Source organism: Pseudomonas sp. P39-UII1, assembly GCF_039672635.1.
Classification (GTDB): domain Bacteria; phylum Pseudomonadota; class Gammaproteobacteria; order Pseudomonadales; family Pseudomonadaceae; genus Aquipseudomonas.
Genome location: NZ_JBDFPP010000013.1, coordinates 20,401 through 42,149, shown reverse-complemented (window position 1 = coordinate 42,149; position 21,749 = coordinate 20,401). Strand labels below are relative to the sequence as shown.

Sequence of the window (21,749 nt, the reverse complement as noted above, 5' to 3'; positions counted from 1 at the left end):
GATTGAACGCTAAGGCTCTACCCGCACCACGCAGTTGCGCCCCGCATGCTTGGCCCGATACAGCGCCTCGTCGGCTGCACTGGCCATGGTCAATGCATCGAGTTCTTCATCCATCTGCACCACCCCGGCACTGAACGTGCACTGCAGGTCGCTGGGCTGCGCCGGGTAGAGAATCTCGGCAAAGCGCCGGCGAATCTCGTCGAGCACCTTGTGCGCAGCGTCCAGCGCGGTGTTGGGCATGACGATGGCGAATTCTTCGCCGCCGTAGCGGCCGATGAAGTCGCTCTTGCGCAGGCGTTGCTTGAGGAACAACGCCAGGCTCTTGATCACCCGGTCACCCATGGGGTGGCCATGGTGGTCGTTGATCTTCTTGAAGTGGTCGATATCGAGCATGGCGAAGCTCAGCGGCTGGCGCTCGCGGCGGGCGCGGAAGCTGCAGTCTTCGAGCAGTTGCAAAATATGCGTGTGGTTGTACAAGCCGGTCAGGCTGTCACGGACCATGCGCGCTTTGAGGTGGCGGGCGCGGGCGGCACGGTTGCGCACCGTGGTGATCAGGTGGCGCGAGCGGATTGGCTTGGTCAGGAAGTCGTCGCCGCCTTCGCTCATTGCGTCGAGCTGTTTGTCCAGGTCGTCCTCGGCCGACAGGTAGATGATCGGCACGCTGACATAGCGGTCGTTGTGGCGGATCACCTTGGCCAGTTCCGGGCCGGAGCAGCCTGGCATGTACAAGTCGAGGATGATCAGGTCGGGTTGGAACTCGGCCAGCTCGGCCATGGTGCGGATCGGGTCGGTCAGGCTGCGGGTGATCATGCCGGCATTGGCCAGCACGCGCTCGGTATGCAGCGCCTGGGTGCGCGAGTCGTCGATGATCAGCACCCGCAGCGGATCATGCGGGGCTGTGCTGGTGATCATCTCGAGTTTTTCCAGCAGGCTGGAGGCCTCCAGCGTGCCGGTCAGAAACGCCTGCCCACCTGCGCGCACGGCCGCCAGGCGGGTGGGCGTGTCGGTTTCGTGGTGGCTGAAAAACAACAGTGGAACCGCTTGTTCCTGGCCATGCTGTACGCGTGCGGCCAAGGGCACACCGCCTCCAGGCCCGTCGAAGTCGACATCCATCACAATGGCTGCGGGCGGTTGTTCGGCCACCGACGCCATGAATGCGCCAGCGTCGAACAGCGGCTGCGCGCTCAGGCCGAAAAACTCCAGCTGCTGAGCCAGGCGCTCGGCACGCTCGTGGTCCCGCAACAACAGGTACACGGGCTTACGTGCCGGTCGCAGCAGCGCCTGATCGGGAGGGTCGCCTTTGCGCAAGCGGGTGCGCGAAAGGCGTTGCAGCAGGTGATCGAGCTCCTGCTTGAGGCGCTCTTGGCTCGGCTCCGCGGCTTGGGTCATGTCCTGACTACTTATAGGTGGGAGGTGCAGGTGCGATGATGGCTCTATGCTAGCAGCTCTTTTAAGGCGTGCGCGTGCGCAGCATCAACAAAGCGTTGATAACGAATATTCAGTTACTGACCCACTGGTCGCTTATGCGTACGGCAGTGTCTGCTTTATAGTGCAGCTACACGGGCTTGCCGTGGCACCCTGGCGAACGCCTGTGGTCAAAGCCCCTGAACCGTCGTGACTGATTAAGGACAAAAGCCATGCTGGACTGGAAAAACCGCGAGGCCAAAGCCGAGCCCCGTGAGCGTGTCGACGGCCGCGGCGCTGCCGCCCGTAGCTACTTGGGTGGGCTCTGGAGCCGTGCCCTGGGGACCCTGATCGGGTTGTACCTGCTGGTCTGCATTGGCCTGGGCTGGTACTGGAGCCAGGAGCCGGAACTGTTCCCGGTGCAGCAGAATGCCCAGGCGGCGGCCGAGCGCAACGGCCAGCAGATGGTGATCGGCTACACCACCATCGAAACCCTCAAGACCGTAGCCGGTACCTTGCTGAACAAACCGGGTGGCTATATCTCCAACGACCGCTTCCCGCCGGGCCTGTGGATGGACAACATGTCGAGCTGGGAATATGGGGTGCTGGTGCAGGTGCGTGACCTGTCCCGTGCCCTGCGCAAGGACTTCGCCCGCTCGCAGTCGCAGTCCACCGAAGACGCCGACCTGGCCAAGGCCGAGCCGCGCTTCAACTTCGACAACAAGAGCTGGATCCTGCCGTCGAGCGAGTCGGAGTTCGAAGAGGGCATCAAGTCGCTTAGCCGCTACCAGACCCGTCTGGCTGCCGGTGACAAGGGTGCGATCTTCTACACCCGCGCCGACAACCTGAACAACTGGCTGGGTGATGTCGCCACGCGTCTTGGCTCGCTGTCGCAGCGCCTGTCGGCCAGCGTTGGCCGGGTCAAGCTCAACACCAACCTGAAAACCGAGTCGGTGGTTGCCGGCCAGGCGCCGCAGGTGGATGAGGAAGTGGTCGAAACCCCGTGGCTGCAGATCGACAACGTGTTCTACGAAGCCCGCGGCCAGGCCTGGGCGCTGTCGCACCTGCTGCGTGCCATCGAGGTGGACTTCGCCGACGTGCTGGCGAAGAAGAACGCCACCGTCAGCGTGCGCCAGATCATCCGTGAGCTGGAAGCCTCGCAGGAACCGCTGTGGAGCCCGATGGTGCTCAACGGCAGCGGCTTCGGCATGTGGGCCAACCACTCGCTGGTCATGGCCAACTACATCTCGCGGGCAAACGCTGCGGTGATCGACCTGCGCCAGCTGCTGTCGCAAGGTTGAACATGGCCATCAGCCCAAACGAGGCCGCCCACCGGGCGGCCTCCGACCGTGAGTTGGTCGCCTGGGTGGACGAAGCCGACCAGGTGCTCGGCGCGCTGCCCAGAGCTGAACTGCGTGAGCGCGGCCTGATCGGCCGCTGCACGTTCATTCTATTGTTCAATGGCGCCGGTGAGTTGTGCGTGCACCGGCGTACCTTGAGCAAGGCGCTGTACCCCGGTTACTGGGATGTGGCGGCCGGCGGCATGGTGGCGGCGGGCGAGGCTTATGCCGATTCAGCGGCACGCGAACTGGCCGAGGAGCTGGGGGTGGAAGGTGCCGAACTGCGCTTTCATGAGCGCTTCTATTTCGACCAGCCAGGCAACCACCTGTGGTGTGCGGTGTATTCGGCGGTGTCCGATGCGCCCCTGCGGTTGCAGCCGGAAGAGGTGATCGAGGCCAGGTTTGTCAGCGTGGCCCAGGCGGAGGCTGAAAGCAAAGTACTGCCCTATTGCCCTGACTCGCTGGCGGCTTTGCAGCGATATAAAGCCAGCCAATAGGCGCGGATTCATCCGCGAGGCGCCGGTCCAGACACCTGCATTTCATGGCAAGGACTACGCCCTGTTCGCGGATAAATCCGCGCCTACACAACCGCCTGATTTATCGTTACACTGCGCGCCCTTTTCGGGCTGTCGCAGGTACTTGCGGCAGTAGCGCCGCCCCTGCCAGAGTGGGGCTTCGCGGTCGGCTCCCGCCGACCAGTTTTTGTCCTCAGCACAGAGGAACAAAAGTGGCCAAGAAAGCTTCTTCCTTTTCCGCCCTTGGCGGTCTCGTGTTCTCCACCGACGCTGGTCGGCACTGCCCCGACTGTAGCCAGCCGGTGGATGCCTGCATCTGCAAGCAGCAAACCCTTCCCGAAGGCGACGGCATTGCCCGGGTGCGCCGCGAGAGCAAAGGCCGTGGCGGCAAGACTGTGACGACCGTCACCGGCGTGCCGCTGCCGCCTGACCAGCTCAAGGAGCTGGCCACCACGCTCAAACGCCGCTGCGGCACCGGCGGTGCCCTGAAGGACGGGGTTATCGAGATCCAGGGCGACCATGTCGAGCTGTTGATCGGCGAGCTGACCAAACAGGGTTTCAAGGCGAAAAAGTCCGGCGGCTGAGGCCATCGCGCGATTTTTTGCCCAGTGCTTTCTAAACTCGTTCCCGTGGCCAGGGTCTATGCCTGAGCACGGATGAATCGTCATTTTCAGCTTTTACACTCGCCCCGCTGCCTGCGGGGCAGTGTCTTCGACTTATCTATAGGGGACTTGAATGTCCGTACGACGCACACGCAAAGACGATGGTAGCCAATGGACCGTGGCCGACAGCCGCAGTGTTTACGGCATCCGCCATTGGGGCGCTGGTTATTTCGCCATCAATGAAGCCGGGCGCGTCGAAGTGCGCCCCAACGGCCCCGAGAGCGCGCCGATCGACCTGTTCGAGCAGGTCGACGAGCTGCGCCAGAGCGGTTTGTCGCTGCCGCTGCTGGTGCGTTTCCCGGATATTCTGCAGGACCGCGTGCGCCAGCTGACCGGTGCCTTCGACGCTAACATCGCGCGCCTGGAATACCAGAGCCAGTACACCGCGCTGTACCCGATCAAGGTCAACCAGCAGGAAGCGGTGGTGGAAAACATCATCGCCACGCAGAACGTCTCGATCGGCCTTGAAGCCGGCTCCAAGCCCGAGCTGCTGGCTGTGCTGGCGCTGGCGCCGAAGGGCGGCACCATCGTCTGCAACGGCTACAAGGACCGTGAGTTCATCCGCCTGGCGCTGATGGGCCAGAAGCTCGGCCACAACGTATTCATCGTCATCGAGAAAGAGTCCGAGGTGGCGTTGGTGATCGAAGAGGCTGCCGACCTGAAGGTCAAGCCGCAGGTCGGTTTGCGTGTGCGCCTGTCGTCGCTGGCTTCGAGCAAGTGGGCTGATACCGGTGGTGAGAAATCCAAGTTCGGGTTGTCTGCTGCCCAGCTGATTTCGGTGGTGCAGCGCTTCCGCGATGCCGGCCTGGACCAAGGCATCCGCCTGCTGCACTTCCACATGGGCTCGCAGATCGCCAACCTGGCCGACTACCAGCACGGCTTCAAGGAAGCCATCCGTTACTACGGCGAGCTGCGCGCGCTGGGTTTGCCGGTCGACCACATCGACGTGGGCGGTGGCCTGGGCGTGGACTACGACGGTACCCACTCGCGCAACGCCAGCTCGATCAACTACGACATGGACGACTACGCCGGCGTGGTGGTGGGCATGCTCAAGGAGTTCTGCGACGCGCAGGGCCTGCCGCACCCGCATATCTTCTCGGAGAGCGGCCGTTCGCTGACCGCGCACCACGCCATGCTGGTGATCCAGGTGACCGACGTCGAGAAGCATAACGACGACGTGCCGACCATCGAAAACAAGCAAAGCCTGCCCGAGACCGTTCAGTGGCTCGCCGACCTGCTCGGCCCGACTGACATCGAGATGGTCACCGAAACCTACTGGCGCGCCACCCACTACATGGGTGACGTGGCAGCGCAGTATGCCGATGGCAAGATCAGCCTGGCCGAGAAAGCCCTGGCCGAGCAGTGCTACTTCGCCGTGTGCCGGCGCCTGCACAATTCGCTCAAGGCCCGCCAGCGCTCCCACCGCCAGGTGCTGGACGAGCTCAATGACAAGCTGGCCGACAAGTACATCTGCAATTTCTCGGTGTTCCAGAGCTTGCCGGACACCTGGGCCATCGGCCAGGTGCTGCCGATCATCCCGCTGCACCGCCTGGACGAGGAGCCGCTACGCCGCGCTGTGCTGCAGGACCTTACCTGCGACTCCGACGGCAAGATCAACCAGTACGTCGACGAGCAGAGCATCGAGACCAGCATGCCGGTCCATGCGCTCAACGAGGGCGAGGACTACCTGCTGGGCGTATTCCTGGTCGGCGCCTACCAGGAAATCCTCGGCGACATGCACAACCTGTTCGGTGACACCGATTCGGTGAACATCTACCAGAATGCCGATGGCAGCGTGTACCACGCCGGCATCGAGACCCACGACACCATCGAAGACATGCTGCGCTACGTGCACCTGTCGCCGGAGGAGTTGATGACCCACTACCGCGACAAGGTGGCCAGCGCGAAGATCACCGCCCGCGAGCGCACCCAGTTCCTCGATGCACTGCGCCTGGGGCTGACCCGGTCTTCTTACCTGTCGTCGTAACCGCCGGGGCCGCTTCCACTTTTGATGTGTGGGAGCGGCCTCGCGTCGCGAAAGGGCTGCAAAGCAGCCCCCAGCTTCAGTGAACCCACAACCCTTTTTGCTGCAACCGCCACCCCACCCACCCCAGCGTCACCGCCCGCAACGCCATGAACCCAAGAAACGCCAACCACAACCCATGGTTGCCAAAGCCACTCATGGCCCACGCCAACGGCAGTGCAATCAGCACTGAAACCAGCATCGCGTTGCGCATCTCCCGCGCCCGCGTTGCGCCGATGAACAGCCCATCGAGCAAATAACTCCACACCGCCACCAACGGCAGTACCGCCAGATACGGCAAGTACGGGTAGGCAGCCGTGCGTACGCTGTCGATATCAGTCTGCAGGTCGATGAACAAGTGCCCAGCCAGCAGGAACAACCCGGCAAAGCCCAAGCTGGTGATCAACGACCAGCCACAGGCCACCACCAGTGAGCGGCGCAATGTGTCGCGGTCGCGGGCGCCGATGGCATGGCCGCACAGGGCCTCCACCGCATGCGCCAGGCCGTCGAGGGCGTAGGCAGTCAGCAGCAGGCCATTGAGCAGCAGCGCATTGGCCGCCACCGTGGCTTCACCCAGGCGCGCGCCCTGCACGGTGATCAACAAAAACACCAACTGCAGCGCCAGGCTGCGCAGGAAGATGTCGCGGTTCACCGCCAGCAACGGCCGCCAGGCTTGCCAGCGCTTGAGTGCCGCCCAGGCGATATGGCCGGGGTAGGCGCGCAGGGCAGGGCGGGTGAGGGCCAGGCCAAGCAGCGCCGCAGCCCACTCGGCGATCACCGATGCCCGCGCCGAGCCCAGCACCCCCCAGTCCAGACCCAGTACAAACCAGAGGTTGAGCGCGATGTTCAGCAGGTTGGTGGTCAGCAGAATGGCGAGCGGCGCACGGGCATTCTGGGTGCCGAGGAACCAGCCGACTAACGCGTAGCTGGCCAGTGCTGCAGGAAGGCCGAGCAAGCGCGTGTGGAAGAAGGCTTCGGTGGATTGTTGCAAGGCCTCGCTCGGTTGCATCGCGTGCAGCGCCAACTGGCTGAAGGGCAGGGCGAGCAGGCCGATGAGCAAGGCGAAAGCAAGCGCCAGCAGCAGGCCTTGCACCAGAACCTGGCGTAGCGCGGCGCCGTCCGCGCGGCCCGCTGCCTGGGCGGCGAACCCGGTGGAGCCCATGCGCAAGAAGCCCATCAGGCCGACCATGAAGGTGAACAGCGTGGCGCCCACCGCCACTGCGCCAAGCTGGTGGGCGTGGGGCAGGTGGCCGATTACCGTGCTGTCTACCAGTGCCACCAGGGGCACCGAGATGTTGGAAAGGATCATCGGCGCGGCCAGGGCCCAGACCTTGCGATGGGTGAGACGGTGCTGCCAGTCGGTGGCAATTTGCGACATTTGAAGTCCTGGGTGAGCGGGGCCCAAGCCAGCTCCCAAGGGGCATGCACCGCCGTTGCCGGCGCTGAGGACGCTGTGGGAGCCGGCTTGCCGGCGATTGAGGCGCGCAGCGCCCCCTTTTGGATCGAATGGCCGCATTGTACCGGCCAGCCACCTGCCGTTGCGCTATAGTTGCGCCCTCACGTACATGCTGCCAAAGAGTCCCCACTCCATGTTCAACAAAGGATTGTTGCTGGCCTGCGCGCTGGCCCTGCTCAGTGCCTGTGATTCCTCGACGCCGGACAAACCCGCCGCTACCGAAAAGCCGGCCGCGACTGCTGCAGTCGAGGCCCCGGCGCCCAAGCGCGAGGACCCCGCGGTGCTCGCCAAGCGTTACGAGGGCCGCGAACTGTCCGTGCTGGATGTCTCGGAAGTGCAGCTCGATGGTGCCAGCACCCTGTCCGTCAGTTTTTCCGCACCGCTGGACGCCAAGCAGGACTTCGCCACCAAACTGCACCTGGTGGACACCGTCAAAGGCAAGGTGGACGGTGCCTGGGAACTCTCCGACAACCAGATGGAACTGCGCCTGCGCCACCTGGAGCCGCAGCGCAAACTGGTGCTGACCGTCGACAAAGGCCTGCTGGCGGTGAACGGCAAGCAGCTCGACAGCGAATCGGTCACCCGCCTGGAAACCCGCGACATGCAGCCGACCATCGGCTTCGCCAGCCGCGGCTCGCTGTTGCCCACCCGCCTGGCCGAGGGCCTGCCGGTGATTGCCCTGAACGTCGACAAGGTCGATGTCGAGTTCTTCCGGGTAAAACCGGAGATGCTGTCGACCTTCCTGGTCAACTGGGGGCGCAACAGCAGCCTGTACTACTACCAGTCCAAGGAAACCCTGGCCTTGGCAGACCTGGTCTACAGCGGCCGCTTCGACCTCAACCCGGCCCGCAACACGCGCGAAACGGTGCTGCTGCCGATCGCCGGGATCAAGCCGCTGCAAGAGCCGGGCGTGTACCTGGCCGTGATGCGTGCCTCGGGCACCTACGACTACTCGCAGCCGGCAACGCTGTTCACCCTCAGCGACATTGGCGTGTCTGCCCACCGCTATCGCGACCGCCTCGACGTATTTGCCCAGGCGCTGGAGGGTGGCAAGGCACTGAAGGATGTGAACCTCGAGCTGCATGACGAGAAGGGCAAGCTGCTGGCCCAGGCCAAGACCGATGGCGAAGGCCATGCCCAGTTGCCGATAACGGCCAAGGCCGACACCCTGATCGCTACCCAGGGCGTGCATACCACGCTGCTGCGCCTGAACACGGCAGCCCTGGACCTGGCCGAATTCGACATCACCGGCCCCCAGGCCAACCCCTTGCAGTTCTTCATCTTTGGCCCGCGCGACCTGTACCGCCCGGGGGAGACGGTGCTGCTCAACGGCCTGTTGCGTGACCAGGACGGCAAGCCGGTCAAGGCCCAGCCGGTAAGCGTGGAGGTGCGCCGGCCGGATGAACAGGTGAGCCGCAAGTTCGTCTGGGAGGCCGATGCCAATGGCCTGTATCAGTACCAGTTGCAACTGGCCACAGAAGCCCCGACCGGCCGTTGGCAGCTGCTGCTCGACCTTGGCGGTGGGCACAAACAGGTCTACGAATTCCTCGTCGAGGACTTCCTCCCCGAGCGGCTGGCGCTGGAACTCAAAGGCAGCAGCACGCCGCTTTCGCCGGACCAGACTGCCGAGATCCAGGTTAACGGTCGTTACCTCTATGGTGCACCGGCAGCCGGCAATCGCCTGAGCGGCCAGGCCTACGTTCGCCCCCTGCGCGAAGCGGTGCCGGCGCTGCCTGGCTACCAGTTTGGCGCTGTGACCGAGAGCGAGTTGAACCAGGACCTGGAGCTGGACGAAGTCACCCTCGACCAGGCCGGCAAGGCCACGGTCGCTATTGAAAGCCGGTGGGCCGAAGCCCGTTCGCCACTGCAACTGACCGTTCAGGCCAGCCTGCAGGAGTCTGGCGGCCGCCCGATAACCCGCCGCCTCGAACAGCCAATCTGGCCTGCCGAGCGCTTGCCTGGCTTGCGTGGCCTGTTCGATGGCGAAGAGACCGACAGTGACGGCCCGGTAGAATTCGAGTTCCTGGTTGCGGACCGCGACGGCAACAAGCTGGCAGCCAACGACCTGAAGGTTCGCTTGGTCCGCGAACGCCGCGACTACTACTGGAACTACTCGCAGAGCGACGGCTGGAGCTACAACTACAACGAAAAATTCCTCACCCAGAGCGAGGAAAACGTTCAGGTCAAAGCCGGCTCTACCGCCAAGCTGACCTTCCAGGTCGAGTGGGGCCCGTACCGGGTCGAGGTGGAAGACCCCGAGACCGGCCTGGTTTCCAGCGAACGCTTCTGGGCGGGCTATCGCGCCCAGGACAACGCCGAAGGCGGCGCGGTGCGCCCCGACCAGGTCAAGCTGGCACTGGACAAACCCGCCTACGCCGACGGGGATACCGCCAAGGTCACCGTCACGCCCCCAGCCGCCGGTACCGGCTACCTGATGATCGAGTCCAGCGATGGCCCGCTGTGGTGGCAGGAGATCGACGTGCCAGCCGAGGGCAAGACCTTCGACGTGCAGCTGGACAAAAAGTGGGCACGTCACGACCTGTACATCAGCACCCTGGTGATTCGCCCGGGCGAGCGCAAGGCCAATGCCACCCCCAAGCGTGCCGTGGGCGTGCTGCACCTGCCGCTGGGCCGTGCCGAGCGCAAGCTTGCGGTAAGCCTGCAGGCGCCGGAGAAGATGCGGCCCAAGCAGCCGCTGACAGTGAAGTTCAAGGCGGCCAATGCCGACGGCAGCATCCCCAAACAGGTGCATGTGCTGTTGTCCGCAGTCGACGTGGGCATCCTCAACATCACCGACTTCAAGACCCCAGACCCATTCGCCAGCCTGTTCGGCCGCAAGGCCTACGGCGCCGACCAGCTGGATATCTACGGCCAGCTGATCGAAGCCGGCCAGGGCCGCCTGGCCAGCCTGGCGTTCGGTGGTGACGCGGCCATGGCCAAGGGCGGCAAGCGCCCCAACACCACGGTGACCATCGTTGCCCAGCAGAGCCTGCCGGTAACCCTGAATGAACAGGGCGAAGGCGAGGCGACGGTCGATATCCCGGACTTTAACGGTGAACTGCGGCTGATGGCCCAGGCCTGGACCGAAGAGCACTTCGGTATGGCCGAGGGCAAGACCGTGGTGGCCGCGCCGCTGATCGCCGAGCTTTCGGCGCCGCGCTTCCTTGCCGGTGGCGACCGCACCAGCCTGGCGCTGGACCTGGCCAACCTGTCTGGCAGCGCCCAGCAACTGAGCGTCGACATCACCACCGAGGGCCAGTTGAGCCTGGCGGCGAGCGCGCAGCAGACTGTTGCCTTGGCCGAAGGCCAGCGCACCACGCTGATGATTCCGGTGCAGGCCCAGGGCGGTCTGGGCCAGGGCAAGGTGCATGTACGGGTCAATGGCCTGAAGCTGCCGGGCGAGGCAGTAAATGCCTTCGAGCGCGAATGGACCCTGGGCATCCGCCCGGCCTACCCGGCAATGCTCAAGCACTACCGGGTGGCCCTCAAGGACCAGCCGTGGACCTTGCCGGAAGCCGACCTGGCGGCCTTCGAGCCTGCTGGGCTGGAAGCCAGCCTGGCCCTGTCGAGCCGCCCACCGCTGAACCTGGCCGAGCAGATTCGCGCACTCGAAGCCTACCCCTACGGCTGCCTGGAGCAGACCACCAGCGGCCTGTACCCCTCGCTGTACGCCGACGCCGAGAGCCTCAAGCGCCTGGGCATCAAGGGCGAGCCGGCCGACGTGCGCAAGCGCAAGATAGAGATGGGCATCGAGCATTTGCTGGGCATGCAGCGCTACAACGGCAGTTTCGGCCTGTGGAGTTCGGACAGTGAAGAAGAGTATTGGCTGACCGCCTACGTTACCGACTTCCTGCTGCGGGCCCGCGACCAGGGTTACGGCGTGCCGGCCGAGGCGCTGAAGAAGGCCAGCGAGCGCCTGCTGCGTTACCTGCAAGAGCGCAACCTGATCGAGGTCGACTACAGCCAGAACGCCGAGCACACCCGCTTTGCCGTGCAGGCTTACGCTGCGCTGGTGTTGTCGCGCAGCCAACAGGCGCCGCTGGGTGCCTTGCGCAGCCTGTTCGAACGCCGCGCCGACGCACGCTCCGGCCTGCCGCTGGTGCAACTGGCGCTGGCGCTGGACAAGATGGGCGACAAGCCGCGTGCCCAGGAGGCCCTGCAGGCGGGCCTGGGCATCAGCCGCAGCAAGGGCTGGATGGCCGATTACGGCAGCAGCCTGCGGGACCAGGCGTTGATCCTGGCGCTGCTGCAAGAGAGCAACCTGGCCAGCAACCAGGTCGACCAGCGCCTGTTCGCGCTGTCCGACGAGCTGGCAGCCAACCGCTGGCTGTCGACCCAGGAACGCAATGCGTTGTTCCTTGCCGGCCGAGGCTTGCTCGGCAAGCCGGAGAGCCCATGGAAGGCGCGCCTGGACAGTGCCGGTGAGGTCCGTGAGTTCAACAATGGGGATTCGGGCATGAAGCTGGAAGGCCCGTTGCTGGCATCGCCGCTGAGCCTGCAGAACGAAGGCAGCGAAACCGTGTACCAGCAACTGACGCTCTCGGGCTACCCGCGCCAGGCGCCTGCCGCTGGCGGTAATGGCATGGAGATTCGCCGTGAGTACCTGGGCATGAATGGCCAGCCGCTGGACCTGCACAACCTGCGCAGCGGCGACCTGGTGCTGGTGCACCTGGCACTCAAGGCCAGCGACGCGGTGCCGGATGCGCTGGTGGTCGACCTGCTGCCGGCAGGCCTGGAGCTGGAAAACCAGAACCTGGCGCAGAGCGCTGCCAGCCTGGATAACGCCAGCAGCGCCGTGAAGCAGTGGCGCGAGTCGATGCAGAACGCCAGCGTGGTGCATCAGGAGTACCGTGATGACCGTTATGTGGCGGCGCTCAAGCTAGATGGCTATGGCACCACCCACCTGCTGTACCTGGCCCGGGCGGTAACCCCGGGCACCTACCGCGTGCCGCCGCCGCAGGTCGAGTCGATGTACCGGCCAAACTTGCAGGCGGTGGGTGATGGGCAGGGTGAGATGACCGTCATAGGGCGCTGACGCGCAGCTGCAAGCTACAAGACAAAGCCAAACGCGGTGGGTCTTCCATCGCCAATCGGCTTGAAGCTTGTAGCTCAATGAATCACCCAGCTCATCACCCACAACCCCAGCACCAGCCAGATGATCCCGAGGATGATCGAGGCGCGCATGAAGGCGCGGATCGCCGAGTACAGCAGCATCAAGCCGACGATAAGGGCGAGGATGCTGACCAGCGAGGTGTCCATGCCCAACGTGCGTGCCAGGCCATCGATGAAGTTGCCCCCGGCGTTGGCCAGCAGGTTGAACAAGCCGCTCAATGCGTCGACGATGAAGCGGATCAACGAACCCAGTGCCTGGCCAAGCCACTCGAAAAAACCTTCTACATGCATAGTTGCTTCCTGATGAACGAATCGGCGAGGTTGCCGTTCCCAAGCCTTTGGCCATTACCTGGCCAGGTCGGTTCCCGATGCCAAGCTTAGCCCGGCCGCGCACGCGAGCGGGAAGGTTCCTGCGTGCCGGTGTGGTCACCGTGGTCGCGTGGCTTGGCCTGTTGTGGCTGGCTGACCGTATCTGGCCGCTGCCCATGCCGGCTGATGACCTGGCGCGGGTGGTGCTGGCGGAAGACGGCACACCGTTGTGGCGCTTCGCCGATGCCGAGGGTGTGTGGCGTTACCCGGTCAGCCCCGAGGAGGTTTCGCCGTTGTACCTGCAGGCGCTGCTGACCTACGAAGACCGCTGGTTCTACCGCCACCCGGGGGTCAACCCGCTGGCGCTGGTGCGCGCGGCCTGGCTCAACCTGCGCGGCGGGCGCGTGGTGTCTGGCGGCAGCACGCTGTCGATGCAGGTGGCGCGGCTGCTCGACCCGCACGATCGCACGCTGGCTGGCAAGCTGCGGCAACTGTGGCGCACGGCGCAGCTGGAGTGGCACCTGCCCAAGCGTGAAATTTTGCAGATCTACCTGAACCGCGCCCCGTTTGGCGGCACGTTGCAGGGCGTGGCGGCAGCCAGCTGGGCTTACCTGGGCAAGTCGCCGATGCACCTCACGCCGGCCGAGGCGGCGCTGTTGGCGGTGCTGCCGCAGGCACCCAGCCGTTTGCGCCCGGACCGCCATCCCGCGCGTGCCCAGCGTGCCCGCGACAAGGTGCTGCAACGCCTGGGCGAGTACCAGGTGTGGCCTGCCCAGCAACTGAAGGAAGCCGCCGAGGAGCCTTTGCTATTGGCCCCGCGCCAGGAGCCTGCCCTGGCGCCGCTGCTGGCGCGCCGCCTGAATACCCCCGGCAGCCCGCCGCTGATCCGCACCACCCTCGATGCCTCGTTGCAACGGCGCCTCGAAGACCTGCTGCTGGGCTGGCGTGCGCGCCTGCCCGAGCGCACCTCGGCCGCGGTGCTGGTGGTCGACGCACAGAGCATGGCCGTGCGCGCCTACCTGGGCTCGGTCGACCTTGCCGATGAGCGCCGCTTTGGGCATGTCGACATGGTCCGCTCGCTGCGCTCGCCAGGCTCGACGCTAAAGCCGTTCCTGTATGGCATGGCGCTGGACGATGGCCTGATCCATTCCGAATCCCTGCTGCAGGATGTGCCGCGCCGCTATGGCGACTACCGCCCCGGTAACTTCTCCATGGGTTTCAGCGGCCCGGTCTCGGCCAGTTCGGCGCTGGCCTTGTCGCTCAACCTGCCGGCGGTGCAGTTGCTTGAAGCGTACGGGCCAAAGCGTTTCGCTGCAGAGTTGCGCATGGCCGGCATGCCGCTGGCGCTGCCGCCCCTGGCCGAGCCCAACCTGTCGTTGATCCTCGGGGGGGCCGGCAGCCGCCTGGAAGAGCTGGTCGGTGGCTATGCGGCGCTCGCTCGGGGCGGCAACAGCGCCCGGGTGCGCCTGCAACCCCAGGACCCGCTGGTGGAGCGGCGTCTGTTGTCGCCGGGGGCGGCATGGATCATTCGGCGTATCCTCAGCGGCCAGGCACGGCCTGACCGCGACCCACATGCCGAACTGGTACAGCGCCCTCAGCTGGCCTGGAAGACCGGTACCAGCTACGGCTTTCGCGATGCCTGGTCGATCGGGGTCGGGCCGCGCTACCTGATAGGTGTATGGATTGGCCGCCCCGATGGCACCCCGGTGCCTGGGCAGTTCGGCCTGGCCTCGGCAGCACCGCTGATGCTGCAGGTGCACGACCTGCTGAGCAACCGCGACAGCCAGCGAGGGCTGCCGATACCGGTCGAGCAGGTACCGGGCAGCGTTGGAGTCGCCGCGATTTGCTGGCCGCTGGGCCAGCCCATGAACCGCCAGGACCCGAACTGCAGGCGCCAGCGTTTTGCCTGGACACTCGACGGCACCACGCCACCCACCCTGCAGGCGGCCGACCAACCGCTCGGGTTGGGCTTGCGCGAGAGCGTGTGGGTCAACGCCCAGGGTTTGCGTGTGGATGGCAGCTGCCCAGGCGCGAAGGCGCGCGACATCGCCCTCTGGCCGGCGCCGCTGGAGCCGTGGCTGGGGCGTGTGGAGCGGCGAGCCGCTCGGTTGCCGGCGGTTGACCCGAGCTGCCCGCCCCAGGCGCCTGCCAGTGCGCCGCCGTTGGCCATTATGGGCGTACGCAGCGGTGACAACCTGCGCCGCCCAGCGACCAGCGCCGAGCCGTTGCAACTGCATGTCTCGGCGCTGGGTGGAGGTGGGCGGCGTTGGTGGTTCGTAAATGGCCAACCGTTGGGCGAAACCGAAGGCCAGGACAGCCTGCTGGTTCGCTTCGAGCACGCCGGGCAGATCGAGCTGAGCGCGCTGGACGAGAGCGGTGAAACCGCACGGGTGGCGTTTCAGGTCAGCGACTAGCCGTTCGACGTTTACCGGCGCAGCACCTACGCTTGCTGGTGACGGGTGTGACCGGCCGACGCCCCGGCGCCCAAGGGATTGTGGAGCGTCCTATGCGTCCTCTGGTCGTGCCCCTGTTGCTGCTGACCTGGGCCAGCCTGGCCCGTGCCGAACCGTTGCCGGGGTTTCTAGACGGCCACGAGTACGAGCGTCGCCTGCCCACCGCGAACCTGCCGGTTGAACACTATCTACCTGGTGCCACGCAGCTGCGACTTGCAGTGCCTGGCACGGGCACCGCCGCGCTGCCGGCGGACACGCGCCTGCGCTTGCACAAGGTGCGCTTCGAGGGGGGGACGGTCTATCCGCTGAGCGAGTTGCGTGAGCACTACCAGCCCCTGATCGGCCACATGATCTCGGTGGGCGAGCTGCAGCAGTTCACCGAGCGGCTGACCCAGCGTTACCGGCGTGACGGCTACCCGTTGTCGTATGCCTACCTGCCAGCGCAGGACCTCGCCGAAGGCCGCGTGCAGGTGGTGCTGGTGGAAGGGTACATCGATGACTATGAGTTGCTGGGCGATATCGGCCCGGCTGCGGCTTACCTCAAACAGATGATCGCGCGGTTGCAGGCCGAGCGCCCGCTGACTCAAGAAGCATTCGAGCGCTTTATCGGCTTGACGCAACGTCTCCCGGGCCTTTCGGTAGAGGCGCAGGCTGCCGCCGCGCCGGGCCCGGATGGGCACACGCGGCTTACGCTTCGCGTGCAGCGCAGGCCGTTCGATGCCGATGTGACGCTGAGCGATGGTAACCGCAACGATCTGCAGGCGCTGTTCAAGGTGTCGAGCAACGCCCACACACGCTTCGCCGAGCAGCTGACTGCGCGCTTTCTGCTGCCGCCGGGCGATGATTCGATGCATTACCAAAGCCTGGACTACAGCCAGTATCTGGACGCACAGGGCAGCCAGTTGCTGGTGTCGGCTGCGCGTTATCGCGCTGAGCCGGGCACGCGTGTGCGGCTGAAGGATGGCAGCGATGTCACCCAGCGCCGTGAAAGCGAGCGTTATTCGATCGGCCTTGGACAGTCACTGGTGATTGCGCCGTATGAGTGGGTCAATGTGTCCGGGCGCTTGTATTCGGTGAGTGACCACATCGAAGATCGGCGTGCAGGGCAGCTCGAATACGACACGTATGTGCGCGCACTGTCATTCGAGGGCGACTGGCGCAAGGCGGATACGCGTCGGCTGCGCATCGTCAGTGCCGGGGTTTATCAGGGCCTGGATTACCTTGGGGCCCGTAGCGATGCCGACTACGACATGGACTTCTTGCGCTTTCGGGTGTCTGCCTTGCAGAGCGACCAGCTATTCGACAGCGGGCAGGGCGTGGCGTCGGCGGCGTTTTACTGGAGTGACGACAGGGTGCCCGACAGTGAGCGAGCGGTGTTCGGTGGGCAGCATTTCGGCCGTGGTTACCCCCGTGATCAAGCTGCTGGCGACAAGGGGTGGGGGGTAGCCTACGAGCTGAACTACAGCATTAGACCGGCTGACGGCTGGCTGAAGTTGCTGCAGCCCTATGCCGTGCTCGATGCCGCCCAGGCTTGGTACAACGGTGGGCCATTCGAGGATGCCCACATGAGCTCGGTGGCGCTGGGCCTGCGCCTGGGCGATGGGCGCTTTGGCAGTGTGGCGGTTGAAGTGGCCAAGCCGTTGGCGGATGTGGCGCTGGACAGCTTGAACCGTGGGGCGCGGTTGATGCTGACCATCAGCTATCAGCTTGAGTGAGGTTGCCTGTGGAGGCGCGGCCCTGTGTCGCGAAAGGGGGCGCACGGCGCCCCCAGGTTTCTCAGTGGGTAGTAAAACGCAGATGCACCGGTGAAGAGCTGGGCGTCAGCGCCAGTGCCAGCTGCGTGCGGTTGTGCATATGGGTGAGGCGCAACACCTGCGATACGTACAGTTTGACGGTGTTCTCGGTAATCCCCAGCTCGCAGGCAATCTGGTAGTTGGTCTTGCCCTTGCTCACCAACCGGGCAACCTCCAGTTGGCGCGGCGAAAGCTTCTCGAACGCCGCAGGCAGCTCGCTTTCAGGCTCTTCGCCATCGGTGGCGCGGCGGTGCACGCCTTGGCCGCGGGCTTTTTCCAGGTCCTGATAAAGCTCGTCGATGCACCCTGCCAGGTCTTGCAGGCGCTGGTTGAGGTTACCCAAGTCCTGGAAGTTGGCTTTGCGCTCGCGCAGCACCTGCTCCTGCCGGCGCAAACCTTCGAGCAATTCGTCGAGGTCCATGGGCTTCTGGTAGTAATCGGCGAAGCCCTCGCGCAGGGCGCGGATCACATCCTGCTTCTCGGCACGGCCGGTGAGCATGATCGCTTCGAACATGCGCTGGCGCCCGGCAACTTCCTTCAGCGCCCGAACCAGCTCGATGCCATCGCGCTCGGGCATGTGCAGGTCGCACAACACCAGCCCAATCGCCTCATCCGCTACATAGCGCTCGATGGCTTCGTCGGTGGAATGGGCCGCCACGCAATGGTGGCCCTGGTTTTCGAGGAACTCGCACAACTGTTCGACGATCAGGGGCTGGTCATCGACCACCAGAACCTTCACCTCACTAAATGACTTGTTCACGATCAACTCCCTGTTCGTAAGCGGCCCTGCTCCCGGGCCAGACGCTCTGGCAGCTTAACCATAGACGCTGCTGGCGACCCTGTACAACGCATGTACAAGTTATCGGACAACGGGATTGATTATTGGATCCATACAGCTGTGAGCATGAATCCGGCCAGCACATAGGGCACGAAGGCTTGTTTGTCGCCCATTTGTTCGGTCAGTGCCTGCAGGCGCTTCTTCACTTTGGGGTTGAGCAGGGTCCACAGCCGACGGCGCATGAGCAGCCACACCAGCACGCTGACGCCAGCACCGATGAAGGTGCCGAGCACGTATTGCGGGCTGGTTGCCAAGGCCAGGGCGCCCATCAATTTGACGTCGTCGGCGCCGAAGCGGCCGAGCATGTAGCCGGGCAAGGTCAGCAGCATGACGATGGCCAGTGCCCAGCCGGCCTCACTGGCGTCGGCACCGATCCAGCTGTGGCCAGTGACGAACAGCCAGACCAGGGCGCACGCTGCGACGCCCAAGGTCAGCATGTTGGCGATCTGGCGTTCGCGAATATCCTGTTCAGAGCACAAGGCAAGCCACATCAGGAGAACAATGCTTTGCATTGGCAGGTCGCCATCCCTATTCGTTGAACACGTCTACCCGTTCACTCAGGTGTCTTTATCAGGGTAGACGCGATCTGACGAACGGGCTATTTGCAGGCTACTTGGCTCTGCCTGGCGGGTAATTGCCCAGGACTTGGCTCACGGTCTTCTGGATGGCGCTGTTGCGCTCGTCGGGGCTGGGCGGGTAGTTGTTCATGATCTGCTCGGCACTGCCGCGCCAGACCAGCTTGCCGTCACGGCCGTCGAACATGTCGACCTGGATGGTCGCTACCTTGTAGTCGACGCTGCGGGTCTCGTTGTACATCGGCCCGCCCCAGTACCCCCCCCAATAGCCACCCCAGCCGCCGCCATAGTTGGTGGTGATCTGTTGCTGGCGCTGCTCGACGATCAGGTAGGCCCGCACCTTCAGGTCAGGCCGGGCACTGCCCTGGGCCGGGCGCAGGCCGCGCTGGTCGAGCTGGTCGGTAACGGCGGCGCGGATGCGCTGTTCGGTGAGGTCGCTCTTGATCCGTGGATCATCCGGGCGGTATTGCAGGCCCGGCTCCTGCCACGCCCAGCTGCGGTAGGCGGCGAAATCGCGGCTGGCGTCGAAATCCTGCTGGACGTTGTTGCTGGAGCAAGCCGCCAGCAATAACGCGAATGACAGTAGAACGAGACGACGCAACATGATGGTTCTCCGTTAGGTGTTAACTGGGAGGATAGCCGCTGAGTGCCTTGTGTACCGATTCGCGCAAGGCGCTTTCGCGATCGCGTGGCGAGCCTTTGTCGCTGCCGCTTTCCGCGCTCGCGCTCCACACCGGCTGGCCGTCGCGGGCATCGAACAGGTCGATGCGCACCACCATCACTTCAACTTCGTAAGTGCGCACGATCGGCACGCTGCCATAGGCGCCGTAGCCGTTGCGATAACCGCCGAAACCGACGCCACCGTAGGGGGACGGGCCGTAATACGGGTCGTAGTAGTCGTAATCACGTACCTGGCGTAATCGCCGCTCCAGGCGCATGTCGGCACTCACCAGCAGGTCGCCGGCGGCGCCCCGGGCTGGGCGCAGGCCGTGCTGGTCGAGTGCGCCACTGACAGCGTCGGCCAGCTGCGCTGGGTCGGCATCGGCGGTGCCACTTGGCAGCTGGCCGCCACGCCAGCTCCAGCTGCGGTAGCGCCCATAATCGCGCGCCGGTGCCGGGTAGGCACTGGCGTCGAAGGTGCTGGCCGCCTGTGCGGGGGCCGGTGGCAGTGGGCGGCTGCTGGCGACGTAGGGGTTGCTGCCCTGGCAAGCGCAGAGGGCGAGCGGCAGCAAGGCCAGGCATAACAGGCGGTACGGCATGGATTCCTCCCGGCGGGCAGGTCAGCGGGGGCGGCACATCCAGTGCAGGTAGCGGCCCAGCCCGGCAAAGCTTGGGTGACGGCGGTGGGCCAGTTCCATTTCCAGCAAGTCGAGCAGTTCGGCCTTGGCCTGGAAGTCCTTGGGCATGTAGTCGTGGAACACTCTCACACCACTCTCGCTTTCGACTTGCCAGATAGGCTCAAGTTGCGCCTTGAGTTCACGCGGATCAAGCGGTTTTTGTGGGGTGAGGCTCTGCTTTTCACCTTCCAGGCGGTTGCTGCGCAGCTTGCGGAAATGGCCCTTGAGCAGGTTGCGATAAACCAGTGCGTCGCGGTTGTAGAAGGCCAGCGACAACCAGCCGCCGGGTGCGGTCAGTTGGTGCAGCACCGGCAGGATGCTTTCCGGTTCGGCCAGCCATTCGAGCACGGCGTGGCACAGCACCAGGTCGTAGGGCTCGGTAAGTTGGCCAAGCAAGTCCTGCCAGGGCGCCTGGATGAACGTGGCGGCCTGGCCGGCCTCGGCAAAGCGCGCGCGGGCGCCCTCAAGCATGGGGGCGGCAGGTTCTGCGAGGGTCACGTGGTGGCCGCGCTGGGCCAGCCACAGGGCCATGTGGCCGAGCCCGGCACCGATGTCGAGGACCCGCAGCGGGCGGTCGGGCAGGGCGTCGGCCAGGTCGGCTTGCAGCACAGCCAGCCGGATGGCGCCCTTGGCACCGCCGTAGATCTTCTCGGCGAAGCGGGTGGCCAGCTCATCGAAGTGACGGTCGTTCATCGGGCGAAACGCCTTTCAGTGTCGGCCAGCTTGGCCCGTACCACCTGCTCCATGTCCAGGCCCAGTTCGCTGCAGAGCAGCAGCAGGTAGAGGACGACGTCACCCACCTCCTGCCCGGCGTGAGCGAGTTTGTCGTCAGGCAGCTGGCGCGATTGGTCTTCGCTGAGCCATTGGAAGATTTCCACCAGCTCGGCCATTTCGACGCTGGCGGCCATGGCCAGGTTCTTCGGGCTGTGGAAGCCGCCCCAGTCGTTGTTGTCACGGATCTGGTGCAGCCGTTTGGTGAGTTCTTGCAGGTTCATTGCGGGTCTCCTAGTGCCGCATAGCTTCGGTGGAGGCCTGTTGCAAAGCAAGTGGATTCGGGGCTGCGCAGCAGCCCTGGGCGTCAGAGCAAGGCCCATCTCCCGACCATGTGCAGCAGTTCGCCATGGCCATCCAGGCGCAGCTCACCCGTGGGGCCTGCCGCGCTGGCGCTCAACACCACCTCCGAAGGCAACCGCACCGGCTTGCGAAAATCCACTTCGAAGGCATACCCGCTGTGCGGCAGGTGCCCGCCCAGCGCGGCCAAGGCCATGGCCTTGCTCCACATGCCATGGGCAATCGCCTTGGGGAAGCCGAACAGCCGAGCGCTGGCGGCGCTCAGGTGAATCGGGTTGTAGTCGCCACAGACTTTGGCGTAGCGCCGGCCGATATCGCTGTCGGCGTACCAGCGCGTCGCTTCAGGCAATGTCGGCGGTTCGCGTTCTTCGTGCTCATCGGCTGAGCCCTCGAGCTTCAGGCCGCGCACCAGCATGCGGCTGGTTTCGCGCCACAGCAGGCCAAGGCCATCTTCGGCCTCGGTAATCAGGTCGAAGGTCCCGCCCTTGGTATGCGCCTGCAGGTTGTCGGCATACACCGCGAAGCGCAGCCCATCGATGCCGCCCAACGGGCGCAGCACTTCGATGCGGTTGTGCAGGTGCACCAGGCCGAGCAACGGGAAGGGGAAGCCGGGCGCCGTCAGCAATTGCAGTTGCAGGGTGAAGGCCATCACATGCGGGTAGGTGCCCGGCAGGCGGCCGTCCTCGGTAAAGTGGCAGAGCCGCCGATAGGCTGCGAGGTTGTCGGGCTGCACGCGAATGAAACAGCGCAGGCCATCTGCTGGCAGCGTGTTGCCGCTGATCTTGCGTTTGCTGGCCGCGCGCAGGTAAAGGCTGGCGCGCGAGTCGGGGCTGTTCAGGTCGTGCCATTGCCGGTTCATGC

17 protein-coding genes are annotated in these 21,749 nt (G+C 64.9%); 7 read left to right on the top strand and 10 right to left on the bottom strand.

The window, feature by feature from the left end; all coding sequences use genetic code 11:
• Nucleotides 1–9 precede the first annotated feature (9 nt).
• Nucleotides 10–1,389, bottom strand: a complete 1,380-nt coding sequence (locus ABEH27_RS17265; protein WP_346614738.1) for a diguanylate cyclase — start codon at nt 1,387–1,389, stop codon at nt 10–12.
• Between the two features lie 248 nt (nt 1,390–1,637).
• Between ABEH27_RS17265 and ABEH27_RS17260 the strand changes: the two genes are divergently transcribed.
• From ABEH27_RS17260 to speA, 4 genes are all read left to right on the top strand, one after another.
• Nucleotides 1,638–2,705, top strand: coding sequence for a DUF2333 family protein (locus tag ABEH27_RS17260; protein ID WP_346614737.1), 1,068 nt, complete (start codon nt 1,638–1,640; stop codon nt 2,703–2,705).
• Between the two features lie 2 nt (nt 2,706–2,707).
• Nucleotides 2,708–3,241, top strand: coding sequence for an NUDIX hydrolase (locus tag ABEH27_RS17255; protein ID WP_346614736.1), 534 nt, complete (start codon nt 2,708–2,710; stop codon nt 3,239–3,241).
• Between the two features lie 230 nt (nt 3,242–3,471).
• Entirely contained in the window at nt 3,472–3,843 is a 372-nt protein-coding gene (locus ABEH27_RS17250; protein ID WP_346614735.1) for a translation initiation factor Sui1, read from the top strand.
• A gap of 151 nt (nt 3,844–3,994) precedes the next feature.
• A complete protein-coding gene (gene speA, locus ABEH27_RS17245; protein ID WP_346614734.1) occupies nt 3,995–5,908 on the top strand; it encodes an arginine decarboxylase in 1,914 nt (637 codons plus the stop codon).
• A gap of 76 nt (nt 5,909–5,984) precedes the next feature.
• On the opposite strand, the gene ABEH27_RS17240 is transcribed toward speA, so the two are convergent.
• A complete protein-coding gene (locus ABEH27_RS17240) occupies nt 5,985–7,322 on the bottom strand; it encodes an MATE family efflux transporter (RefSeq protein ID WP_346614733.1) in 1,338 nt (445 codons plus the stop codon).
• 211 nt (nt 7,323–7,533) lie between these two features.
• Here ABEH27_RS17240 and ABEH27_RS17235 point away from each other — a divergent pair, with 211 nt between their 5' ends.
• On the top strand, nt 7,534–12,435 hold the full coding sequence (locus ABEH27_RS17235; RefSeq protein ID WP_346614732.1) for an alpha-2-macroglobulin: 4,902 nt from the start codon (nt 7,534–7,536) through the stop codon (nt 12,433–12,435).
• 74 nt (nt 12,436–12,509) lie between these two features.
• Here ABEH27_RS17235 and ABEH27_RS17230 read toward each other — a convergent pair whose 3' ends face one another.
• Entirely contained in the window at nt 12,510–12,803 is a 294-nt protein-coding gene (locus ABEH27_RS17230) for a hypothetical protein (RefSeq protein WP_054913171.1), read from the bottom strand.
• 77 nt (nt 12,804–12,880) lie between these two features.
• On the opposite strand from ABEH27_RS17230, the gene pbpC reads away from it, so the two are divergent.
• Nucleotides 12,881–15,235, top strand: a complete 2,355-nt coding sequence (gene pbpC / locus ABEH27_RS17225; protein ID WP_346614731.1) for a peptidoglycan glycosyltransferase PbpC — start codon at nt 12,881–12,883, stop codon at nt 15,233–15,235.
• A 92-nt stretch (nt 15,236–15,327) separates the two neighbouring features.
• The gene (locus tag ABEH27_RS17220; RefSeq protein ID WP_346614730.1) at nt 15,328–16,989 is read left to right on the top strand and encodes a POTRA domain-containing protein; all 1,662 of its coding nucleotides are present in this window, start codon (nt 15,328–15,330) and stop codon (nt 16,987–16,989) included.
• Between the two features lie 61 nt (nt 16,990–17,050).
• On the opposite strand, the gene ABEH27_RS17215 is transcribed toward ABEH27_RS17220, so the two are convergent.
• The 7 genes from ABEH27_RS17215 to ABEH27_RS17185 all read right to left on the bottom strand — a co-directional run bounded on the left by ABEH27_RS17215 (nt 17,051) and on the right by ABEH27_RS17185 (nt 21,747).
• Nucleotides 17,051–17,827 (bottom strand): response regulator transcription factor, encoded by a 777-nt coding sequence (locus tag ABEH27_RS17215; RefSeq protein ID WP_346614729.1) that lies wholly within the window; start codon nt 17,825–17,827, stop codon nt 17,051–17,053.
• Nucleotides 17,828–17,946: 119 nt separating this feature from the next.
• Complete coding sequence (locus tag ABEH27_RS17210) at nt 17,947–18,417, bottom strand: prepilin peptidase (RefSeq protein WP_346614728.1); 471 nt, start codon at nt 18,415–18,417, stop codon at nt 17,947–17,949.
• A gap of 97 nt (nt 18,418–18,514) precedes the next feature.
• Nucleotides 18,515–19,084, bottom strand: coding sequence for a DUF4136 domain-containing protein (locus ABEH27_RS17205; protein WP_346614727.1), 570 nt, complete (start codon nt 19,082–19,084; stop codon nt 18,515–18,517).
• A 19-nt stretch (nt 19,085–19,103) separates the two neighbouring features.
• Entirely contained in the window at nt 19,104–19,739 is a 636-nt protein-coding gene (locus ABEH27_RS17200) for a DUF4136 domain-containing protein (protein WP_346614726.1), read from the bottom strand.
• Nucleotides 19,740–19,760: 21 nt separating this feature from the next.
• Nucleotides 19,761–20,510: a methyltransferase domain-containing protein gene (locus ABEH27_RS17195; protein ID WP_346614725.1), complete on the bottom strand. Its 750-nt coding sequence runs from the start codon at nt 20,508–20,510 to the stop codon at nt 19,761–19,763.
• Entirely contained in the window at nt 20,507–20,812 is a 306-nt protein-coding gene (locus tag ABEH27_RS17190; RefSeq protein ID WP_346614724.1) for a MazG-like family protein, read from the bottom strand. The genes ABEH27_RS17195 and ABEH27_RS17190 overlap by 4 nt, the downstream gene beginning before the upstream one ends.
• A gap of 83 nt (nt 20,813–20,895) precedes the next feature.
• On the bottom strand, nt 20,896–21,747 hold the full coding sequence (locus ABEH27_RS17185) for a MaoC/PaaZ C-terminal domain-containing protein (RefSeq protein ID WP_346614723.1): 852 nt from the start codon (nt 21,745–21,747) through the stop codon (nt 20,896–20,898).
• Nucleotides 21,748–21,749 lie beyond the last annotated feature (2 nt).